Origin of the sequence: Pseudodesulfovibrio pelocollis, assembly GCF_030282845.1 — a bacterium.
Lineage (GTDB): Bacteria > Desulfobacterota > Desulfovibrionia > Desulfovibrionales > Desulfovibrionaceae > Pseudodesulfovibrio > Pseudodesulfovibrio pelocollis.
Genome location: NZ_JASTWE010000031.1, coordinates 37,081 through 46,163, shown reverse-complemented (window position 1 = coordinate 46,163; position 9,083 = coordinate 37,081). Strand labels below are relative to the sequence as shown.

The 9,083-nt window shown below is 62.9% G+C and carries 13 protein-coding genes and 1 tRNA gene; 10 read left to right on the top strand and 4 right to left on the bottom strand.

Translation table 11 applies throughout. From position 1 onward, the window contains the following. The first annotated feature begins 120 nt into the window (after positions 1-120). The 5 genes from QQS14_RS11540 (at position 121) to QQS14_RS11520 (ending at position 3,023) form a co-directional block, all read left to right on the top strand. Entirely contained in the window at positions 121-516 is a 396-nt protein-coding gene (locus QQS14_RS11540) for a hypothetical protein (protein ID WP_285907150.1), read from the top strand. 137 nt (positions 517-653) lie between these two features. Continuing rightward, positions 654-1,463: a sugar phosphate isomerase/epimerase family protein gene (locus QQS14_RS11535; RefSeq protein ID WP_285907149.1), complete on the top strand. Its 810-nt coding sequence runs from the start codon at positions 654-656 to the stop codon at positions 1,461-1,463. Between the two features lie 2 nt (positions 1,464-1,465). Continuing rightward, complete coding sequence (locus tag QQS14_RS11530; protein ID WP_285907148.1) at positions 1,466-1,909, top strand: PaaI family thioesterase; 444 nt, start codon at positions 1,466-1,468, stop codon at positions 1,907-1,909. A 75-nt stretch (positions 1,910-1,984) separates the two neighbouring features. After that, a complete protein-coding gene (locus tag QQS14_RS11525; protein WP_285907147.1) occupies positions 1,985-2,419 on the top strand; it encodes a thioredoxin family protein in 435 nt (144 codons plus the stop codon). Positions 2,420-2,528: 109 nt separating this feature from the next. Further along, positions 2,529-3,023, top strand: coding sequence for a hypothetical protein (locus tag QQS14_RS11520; protein ID WP_285907146.1), 495 nt, complete (start codon positions 2,529-2,531; stop codon positions 3,021-3,023). Between the two features lie 66 nt (positions 3,024-3,089). Here QQS14_RS11520 and QQS14_RS11515 read toward each other — a convergent pair whose 3' ends face one another. Continuing rightward, entirely contained in the window at positions 3,090-3,773 is a 684-nt protein-coding gene (locus tag QQS14_RS11515; protein WP_285907145.1) for a DUF554 domain-containing protein, read from the bottom strand. Positions 3,774-3,895: 122 nt separating this feature from the next. Here QQS14_RS11515 and QQS14_RS11510 point away from each other — a divergent pair. The 4 genes from QQS14_RS11510 (at position 3,896) to QQS14_RS11495 (ending at position 5,312) form a co-directional block, all read left to right on the top strand. Further along, positions 3,896-3,982, top strand: a tRNA-Leu gene (locus tag QQS14_RS11510). Positions 3,983-4,248: 266 nt separating this feature from the next. Then, a complete protein-coding gene (locus QQS14_RS11505) occupies positions 4,249-4,635 on the top strand; it encodes a hypothetical protein (RefSeq protein ID WP_285907144.1) in 387 nt (128 codons plus the stop codon). A 196-nt stretch (positions 4,636-4,831) separates the two neighbouring features. Beyond that, positions 4,832-5,059 (top strand): type II toxin-antitoxin system RelB family antitoxin, encoded by a 228-nt coding sequence (gene relB, locus QQS14_RS11500; RefSeq protein ID WP_285907143.1) that lies wholly within the window; start codon positions 4,832-4,834, stop codon positions 5,057-5,059. After that, positions 5,043-5,312 (top strand): type II toxin-antitoxin system RelE family toxin, encoded by a 270-nt coding sequence (locus tag QQS14_RS11495; RefSeq protein WP_285907142.1) that lies wholly within the window; start codon positions 5,043-5,045, stop codon positions 5,310-5,312. Before relB ends, QQS14_RS11495 begins: the two co-directional genes overlap by 17 nt. A 77-nt stretch (positions 5,313-5,389) precedes the next feature. On the opposite strand, the gene QQS14_RS11490 is transcribed toward QQS14_RS11495, so the two are convergent. The 3 genes from QQS14_RS11490 to QQS14_RS11480 form a co-directional block, all read right to left on the bottom strand. Next, entirely contained in the window at positions 5,390-6,634 is a 1,245-nt protein-coding gene (locus QQS14_RS11490; RefSeq protein WP_285907141.1) for a NupC/NupG family nucleoside CNT transporter, read from the bottom strand. 64 nt (positions 6,635-6,698) lie between these two features. Next, positions 6,699-7,445, bottom strand: coding sequence for an SIR2 family NAD-dependent protein deacylase (locus QQS14_RS11485; protein WP_285907140.1), 747 nt, complete (start codon positions 7,443-7,445; stop codon positions 6,699-6,701). Positions 7,446-7,633: 188 nt separating this feature from the next. Further along, positions 7,634-8,221, bottom strand: coding sequence for a DJ-1/PfpI family protein (locus QQS14_RS11480; protein ID WP_285907139.1), 588 nt, complete (start codon positions 8,219-8,221; stop codon positions 7,634-7,636). Positions 8,222-8,397: 176 nt separating this feature from the next. On the opposite strand from QQS14_RS11480, the gene QQS14_RS11475 reads away from it, so the two are divergent. Continuing rightward, entirely contained in the window at positions 8,398-8,991 is a 594-nt protein-coding gene (locus tag QQS14_RS11475) for a hypothetical protein (protein WP_285907138.1), read from the top strand. The last annotated feature ends 92 nt before the right edge of the window (positions 8,992-9,083 follow it).

Sequence of the window (9,083 nt, the reverse complement as noted above, 5' to 3'; positions counted from 1 at the left end):
GTGCATTGAACGATTGATAGTCAGCGAGTTGATCCGCTCCCGCGATCCTTGGGTTGCGCCCTCAAGTTTCCCGGCTGCCCGGCCGATGAGAGGGGAGACACATCGCGACAAGGAGCACCCATGGGAAGCATCGTGGCCCTGGACGCCTTCCGGGCGTCCGTGGAAAAGACCCGCAATACGCCGCAAGGCCCGCCCCGGCCCGAAATATCGGGCGCGGAGATATGGACCCGCGACTACCGCGAGGTGGAGGCCGTGGTCTTTGGCCTGCTCACGGTGCGCAACCTCGTCGCCCACCATCTGGCCGGCTACGATGCCGACTTCGACACCCTGTGCATGGACGGCCTCGATGCCGCCTACACCGTGGAGACCACCGGCCCGGCCCGGCTCAAGGCCGCCCTCAAGCCCCTCAAGGAGTGGCTCCTTGACGCCATGACCGAGGACAGCAAGCGCGACATGGCCTGGGCCCTGGTCATTGTCGATCTCATTGAGAAATCACCCGCCAAAGTGCGGTCCTGAGTTCCCGTCCCACTCATCGCCACGCCCGTCGTCACATCGGGCCGCCACATCGGGCCGCCGCGCCGTTTACCAGCCCGATTGCGCCCTTCCCCGAAATTTCTATCGCGCGGCCGCGCGCGGTGCAGTATTGGTAGGCCATGAGCGAGCCACCCGCCGCACCCGGCCCCACCATCCTGCTCTCGGCAGGCTGCCTCTTCCACCTGCCCCTCAAGCGCATTGCGCAGATCGGGCGGGACGCCGGTTTTGCGGGCATGGAACTGATCATGAACTCGCCCAAGCTGACGCCCGAAGCGGGCCTGGAGCGCATCAGCGAGGTGCTGCCCATCAGGAGCCTGCACGCGCCCTTTCGCGACTGGGCCGCCTGGGGCGGGCATCTGGCCTCGTGGAAGGCGACCACGGCCCTGGCCAACTTCCTGCCCCACGCCGACCACATCACCATGCACCCGCCCGGCTCGCGGCTGGCCAACATGATCCAGAACCGCTGGTTCGAGAAGGCGTGCGACCTGCCCCTGCTCCTCGACGCCAAGGGGCGCATCCGCTTTTCCCTCGAGAACATGCCCTGGGCCGAGGGCTCGCCCTTTGCGCGCGATCCGCTGGAAAGGCTCCTGGAGCAGTGCCGCGACAAGAACGTGGGCCTGACCTTTGACGTCTGCCACATGGGCGTTTCCGGCCGCAACGTGCTCGATTCCATCGCCAAGGTGCCCCTTGAGATGCTCTACAACGTCCACTACTCGGACGCCAGGGGTTTCACCGAGCATCTGGCCCCGGGCAAGGGATGCCTGCCCCTGGCCGAATTCCTGCGCCACCTTGGCGGCCGGGGCTATTCGCGCTATGTAACCCTCGAACTCGAACCGGCGGCCTTTCCCGACGACATCGACGGCACTGTGGCCATGCTCGACGCGCTGCGCCGGGACATGGAGCGCCAGCTGACCCCTGACCCGGAGTGATCATGACCCGCAAGTATCTCGAAAAAGTCTGCTGCCCTGACCAGCGAGTGAACCCGCTCTTCGCCTTCCTCGGCATCGAGGTCGAGGCCCTGATGCCCGAGCGGGCCATGCTGCGCCTGCGCGCCAAACCAGAGCTGGTCCAGGGGGCGGGAATGATCGCCGGGGGCATCCTGGCCACCCTGCTCGACGAGGCCATGGCCCACGCCGTGCTGGCGGGCAACGCGCCGCGCGAGAAGACCACCACCGTGGACATGAACGTCAGCTACCTGCGCCCGGTGGAGGAGGGAGCCACGCTGGAATGCGAGGCCCGGGTGATCAAGCGCGGCAGGCGGGTCGTCTTTGCCGAGGCCGTGCTCCGCGCTCTCGGCCCCGACGAGTCTGATCCCGACAAGCGCGGCCCGGCTCAGGAGGCGGCCAAAGCCACGGCCACCTTCCTCCTGGTCTGAACCGGGCCGCGGGTCATTGCCTTTGGCCCGTTCATGCTTATTTTCGGGCCAGACACATCCCCGGAGGACACCCCCATGACCGACACCACCCGAATTCTCGTCTGCCCGGGCTGCGGCGCGCGCAATCGCGTCCAGGCCGGGCGCGAGGCCCAGGCCACCTGCGGCAAGTGCAAGGCCACCGTGTTCGAGCCAAAGCCGCTGGAACTGGTGGCAGCCACCTTTGACCGCCAGATCGCCGGGAGCGACGCGCCCGTGCTCGTGGATTTCTATTCGCCCAGCTGCGGACCCTGCCTGATGATGGTCCCCCAGTTCGAGGCCGCGGCCAAGGCGCTGCACCCGGACGTGCGGCTGGCCAAGATCGACACCTCGGCCGAGCAGGGAGTGGCGGCGCGTTTCGGCATCAGCGCCGTGCCTACCCTGATTCTCTTTCGCCAGGGCCGCGAGATCGCCCGCCAGCCCGGGGCCATGAACGCCCGCGACATCGAGGCCTGGGTCCGCAGCCACCTGTGACGGCCCGCCGCATCGCGAAGACACCTCTGGTCGGAAAACCCCTTGAACTCGAAGGGGAATTGGGCGACTATGCCCGCACTACGCGAAACAGGTTGTGAAAGGAGTTGTTATGGCAAAAGATTTCAGAGAGTTGCTTGTGGAGTCCTCGCGCCACGAGCAGTTTGGTCGCTTTTTCAAGGAGCTGGCCGTGGGCTTCAAGGTGGTGCTCTCCTTTCAGGCGAGCGAGACCCACGCCTGCGAACCGGCCGAGACCCTGGACGACCTCTACGCCTACACCAAGTGGGAGGTGAGCATGCGCCAGGTGGACAAGGCCATCGACATCCCCAGAATCGGGGTGTGGAGCTTCTTCAAGGACAAGGAGTGGGCCGCGCCCTTTGACCGCCCCGAGTATCAGCGGGCCATCGCCGGCGAGTTCATCCCGGTGGAGGACTGTCAGCGGATTCTGGAGGATGTCATCGAGTACGCCGTGAGCCACGACCAGATCAAGTCCGAGGACGAGATCACGGTGGTGGACCCGGAGGTGGACCTCAAGCGCGCCGCTGGCTGCGGCGGCGGCTGTGGCGGCAAGAAGGCCGACAAGGCCGAGAAGAAGCCCGTTCAGTAGGCCAAGGCCCGTCGGAACGGACGATGCCATCATTCTGAGGCCCGCTTTTCGCGGGCCTTTTTACTGTCAGGCGAAAAAGGCGGTGAGAACGACCACGTAGACCAGGGCGGGCAGCAGGTTGGCCAGCCGGATTTCCTTCAGTTCCAGCAGGTTGATGCCGATGCCGATGATGAGCAGGCCGCCGCAGGCCGTGACCTGGCTGATCATCATGGGCGAGAAGTATTGCTGGAAGAAGCTGGCCCCGATGGTCATGGCCCCCTGGTAGAGCAGCACCGGGATGAAGGAGAAGAGCACGCCCGAGCCATAGGTGGCGGCCAGGGCCACCGAGGCGAATCCGTCGAGGATGGACTTGGTGTAGAGGACCGTGGCGTCGCCGTTGATGCCTTCCTCAAGCGAGCCGATGATGGCCATGGCCCCGATGCAGTAGATGAGCGAGGCGGTGATCAGCCCGTCGGTGAACTTGGCGTTGTCAGACTTGATGAGCCGCTTGAAGCGGTCGCCAAGCCGGGCGAACAGGGTGTCGAGCCGCAGCAGCTCGCCGCTGATGCCGCCCAGCAGGACAGCGAAGATGACAATGAGGATGTTCTCGACCTTGAGGGCCATCTGGATGCCGATGAGCAGCACGCACAGCCCCAGCCCCTGAAAGACGATGGTGCGGATGCGCTCTGGAAAGCGCGATTGCAGCCAGCAGCCGATGAGGCTGCCGCCGATGATGGCCAGTGCGTTGACGATGGAGCCGACAGGGAGCATGGGCGACCTTCCGAGGTTGAGTGGCGGCGCGGCACCGCAGCTGCGGTGCTACCACCAAGGCGCGCGCCTGACAAGAACATTGACAGCCCGCGCCGCCCTGCCCTATGAATGACCCCAACCACGCCAGGGTGGCGGAATTGGTAGACGCAGCGGACTCAAAATCCGCCGGTAGTGATACTGTAAGGGTTCGAGTCCCTTCCCTGGTACCAGAATGAATTCAGCGGCTTGCGATGAGAATCGCGGGCCGCTGACTTGTTTCGTTGATTGTTGTGCTGATTGTCCCACTTCTGCCCCAAGGCGTTGACTTTTCGCCAGGAGCATAAGCAATATTTTTGGTTGACTTCAGGCAAGCAGAATAGCATTTTATTAACGATACTTAACATTGTGTTGATATACGTTGCCTTTAATTGTTGCCGGAATGAATTTATTATCATCTAAAAATTTCTTACTACGTTTACTTCACAGGAATAGACACATGCAGCCTATAGAATTCAAATACCCAGAGCAGCCTGAGCAGCAAATTAGTGAACATATCCTTCAAAACAATACGCCAGCAGCCTGTACGTCTATTGAGTTAGATTTAAGAAAGTTAAAAGATGTATGGGGAAAAGACGTTTACGGATATTCCGGGGTTGGTGGCCGTGACAGGAAAGAAGAAAGGATCGAAATTTTGAAAAATGAAATTGCCTCAGGGTCAACTTACATGCCTATCATTTTCTTGACGGATATGGCCCCCGAGGGGCTTAGTTTTGAAGACGGGCGGCATCGCACAGCGGTCCTCATTGAGGCCGGTTATGAGACCGCAATGTTTGTAGTTCCGAGCCACCAAGCGGAGCAGATCAAAAAATTTTTTGGACCTTGATATAATTTGCATGGCGGTAGCAGGTTTCAATGTTCGCTTACTTGCATGAAGAGAGTTCTGTGCATGAATAGTGCATAGAAAATAGTGCCCACCTGAAACCGTTGACCTTGGCGGGTTATGTTTCGCTGGTTCTTCGGTCTCCGATTGCTTGCACTCCATCGACCTTTGAGATACGTGTATCTCAAAGGAGGTGCCTATGCCCATATCCATTCGATTGCCGGAAGAGACCGAGAACCGGCTCAACGCCCTGGCGGAAGCCACCGGGCGCACCAAGGCTTTTTACATCCGGGAGGCGATCCAGGAGCACCTGGAGAACCTTGAGGACATCTATCTCGCGGAGCAGAGGCTCGCAGACATCAAGGCGGGTAAGAGCCGCACATACACGATAGATGAGGTGGAGGCGCGCCTTGACCTGGCGGATTGAGTTCGACGCAGCTGCGGAAAAGGAATTGGCCAAGCTCGACAAGCAGGCCCAAAGGCTTCTTTTGAAATACCTCCGGGAGCGGATCGCTCCCAACAACCCGCGAGATTATGGAGAGCCGCTTCGCAAGAACCTAGCGGGCCTCTGGAAGTACCGGGTCGGAGACTATCGCATTGTAGCCGACATCCAAGACGAAATAGTCTTGATTCTGATTCTCCGTGTCGGCCATCGCAGAAAGGTCTACGGGGGTCATTGAAACCCCTTTAGCCCCCGCAATCTCGGCCCGCTTCTTTCCGGGTGGCGACTCTAACCAATCAATCCCGCCCCACCCACTCAATACAGCATGCCCACGACCGCGCCGGTCATGAGGGTGGCCAGGGTTCCGGCCACCAGGGATTTCAGGCCCAGGCCCACGATCTCGTCGCGGCGGTCCGGGGCCATGGCGCTCAGCCCGCCGACCATGATGCCCACCGAGCCGAAGTTGGCGAAACCACACATGGCGTAGACCATGATCACGCGGCTTTTCTCGCTCAGAGCGCCCTCGGGCAGGGCGGCCATGTCGAGGTAGGCGATGAATTCGTTGAGCACCACCTTGGTGCCCATGAGCGCTCCGGCCGTGACCGCCTCGGACCAGGGCACGCCGATGATCCAGACCAGCGGGGCCATGAGCCAGCCCAGCAGCCGTTGCAGGGTCAGGGGGGCGCCTGCCGCGTCCGGGCCCAGGGCCAGGAGCAGGTTCGCCATCTCGGCCAGGGCCACGAACACGATGAGCAGGGCCACCACGTTGATCAGAAGTTTCACGCCCTGCGCCGTGCCCTTCACCGCCGCGTCCATGGTCGAGGTGGCGGTCTGGGGCGGCACGATGACCCCGGTGGTCACCTCGCCGGTCTCGGGAATCATGATGCGCGAGAGCAGGATGGCCGCCGGGGCCGAGACGATGGAGGCGATGAGGATGTGCCCCAGGGCCTCGGGGATCACCGGGCCGAGGATGGAGGCATAGACCACGAGCATGGTCCCGGCGATGGTGGCCATGCCCGCGCACATGAGGGAGAAAAGCTCGCTACGGGTCATCTGGGCGAGATAGGGCCGGACCAGCAGCGGGGCCTCGACCATGCCCACGAAGATGTTGGCCGAGACGCCGATGCCCAGCGCGCCGCCCACGCCCATGGTCTTCTTGAGGCAAAAGGAGAAGGCGTTGACCACCACCGGGATAACGCGCCAGTAGAAGAGCACCGCCGAGAGGGCCGAGACCACCAGGATCAGCGGCAGCGCCCGCAGGGCAAAGACAAAGGCCGCGCCCGGCCAGGGTTCCTCAAAGGGCAGCGGGCCGCCGCCAAGATAGCCGAAGGCAAAGGTGGTGCCTGCGGCCGTGGCCTGCTCCAGCACCTCCACCAGCACATTGGCCGCCAGAAAGGCATCGTTGATCACCGGCACCTTGATGAGGACGAAGGCCACACCCAGTTGCAGGCCCACGCCCGCCAGGACCAAACGCCAGTCGAGCCTGCGCCGATGCTCGCTCAGGAGCCAGGCCAACGCCATCAAGACCACCAGCCCGAGGGCTCCATATGCTCTGTCCATCCCCGCCTCCAAAATTTCCGTGTTTCTACTGCCTTCGAAGGGCGGAAGCAAGAAGGGAGAGCCCTCAGGCCGCCAGCGTCTTCTCGGCCAGCTCCGGGAGCAGGGTTCCGGCCTTGCCCTGGAGGAAGATGTCGCTGAAGCCGTAGGAGTAGCGGGTTTCGTACAGGTTGATCTCGATCACCGTGCCGCCTGCGCTCTTGACCAGATGGGGGATGCGGCCAGCGGGCATGACCTCGCCGCCGGTGCCCACGATGAGGCAGACGTCGCTGGCCTGGGCCAGGTCCGTGGCCGCCCGGTGGACCTCGAAGGGGATGGGCTCGGAAAAGAAGATGAAATCCGGCTTCAGCGTGCCGCCGCAGGCCGGGCAGGGCGGGGGCAGGCGCTCCAGGGAGATGGACGCGGAGTCGAAGAAGGCCCGGCAGGCGAGGCATTGCATGCGCCGGGTGGAGCCGTGGTATTCGTGGACCGTGCGGCTGCCAGCGGCCTGATGCAGGCCATCGATGTTCTGGGTGATGACCCCGGCCAGTCGGCCCGCCGCCTCCAGATCGGCCAGGGCGTAGTGCGCCGGGTTGGGCCGCGCCCTAGCCAGGGTGTCGTAGAAGATGGTCTTGAGCAGGGGCCAGACTTCCTGCGGATGCTGTTTGAAATACGCCTTTTCGAACATCGCCGGGTCGTATTTGGACCACACCCCGCCCGGGCCGCGAAAGGGCGGTATGCCCGATTCCACCGAGATGCCCGCGCCGGTGAATGCGATGGTGCAGCGGGCCTGCCCCAGGATGCGGGCGGCGTTGTCCAGCGCGTGATTGGCCATGGCGACCCCCTTTGCCCGACCCATAGCACGGGATGCGGCCAATGAAAAACCCGGCCCGGCGGAGAGGGCGGCCGCCGAAAAACGGTGGCGGCACCGGGCAGTGGCCCGATGCCGCCAAGACATAACGGCGTGCTAAAGCATCTTCTCAGGCTGTTCAAAAATGGTCCGATGCGTCGTCTTTCAGCCTACTATGGTGTGATGGTCGTGCCGAGCAGCCTGAGGAACTCGCGGATCAGCGCCGGGTGGGAGGGCCAGGCCGGGGAGGTGACGAGGTTGCCGTCCACATGGGCGTTGCTGAAGGTCTCGTTGGTGTTGACCCATGTGGCGCCGCCCACTTCGAGGTCGGGCCGCACCGCAGGATAGGCGGTGCAGGACTTGCCCTTGACCACGCCTGCGGCCACCAGCACCTGCGGGCCGTGGCACACGGCGGCGATGGGCTTGCCCGCCTTGGCGAAATGGCGCACGATCTCAAGAACCCGCTCGTTGAGGCGGATGTATTCCGGGGCGCGTCCGCCGGGGATGACCAGCCCGTCGTAGCTCGCCGGGTCCACGGTGTCGAAGTCGGCGTTGAGCAGGAAGTTGTGGCCCGGCTTCTCGCTGTAGGTCTGGTGGCCCTCGAAGTCGTGAATGGCCGTGGCCACAGTCTCGCCCGCCTTCTTGCCCGGGCACACGGCATGGACCTCGTGCCCGACCATGAGCAGCATCTGGAACGGGACCATCACCTCGTAATCCTCGACAAAATCGCCGACGAGCATCAGAATCTTCTTCACGGACATGGCTTGCCTCCTGGGGGTTTTTCGATGCTTCCACCAATACCCCTATTCGGCGCGGGGCACAACCGTTGCGAGGGCAGGTTGGCTGGCGTTGTGCCGCCGTGGTGGGTCCTTGTCATTGCGAGGGCCGTGGGCTATGCCTCGTCACGACAAAGAAGAATCACCATAAGGAGTTGATCATGCTGAAGTATGGCTTGGCGGTGTGCGCCCTCGTCGTCTGCCTCACCCTGGCGGGGTGCGGCGACAATGGCCCGTGGCCCACCATGATGGGAAAAATCCAGAAGGACTATTCCTTTGAGGCCGCTGATTCCTGGCAGGACGCCACCGGCGACACCATGTCGCTGCTCATGGCCTCGTTCATGGCCGAGGAGTATGTGATTGAGCACACGTTCATGCCCGCAGGGCATCAGCCCGGTGGAGGGTACCCCCCGGCCGTGATGTTTCTGGTGGACAGGGGCGGCCCCTATTCCCGTGATCAGATCGAGGAGCAATACAGGGAGTATCTCTCCCGACCGGTGGTGACCGCGCCGAGCGAGGTCCGCCATTCCCTGGACCTGGATGCCGGACGCTTCCGCATTGAGGAGATGTCCGGGGATTCGGCGGGGGGCAGGTTGACAATCCTGGAGAGGCAATACACCCGGAAAGGGTATGTGGCCACCCTGGCGATCTGCCCGGCCGACGATGGCGCGCGGCTGGCCGAGATAGAAGCCCTGGCGGGCAGCGTGACCATCAATCCGGCCATCGTCTATGCTGATTCCGCGCACGAATTATAACTGCGCTCCCGGCCAGCTCAGGTATATCCGATTGAGCATCGGGCGGATTTGGTCTATCCTGCACAGGATAACGGCGAACACGGATTTTTCCA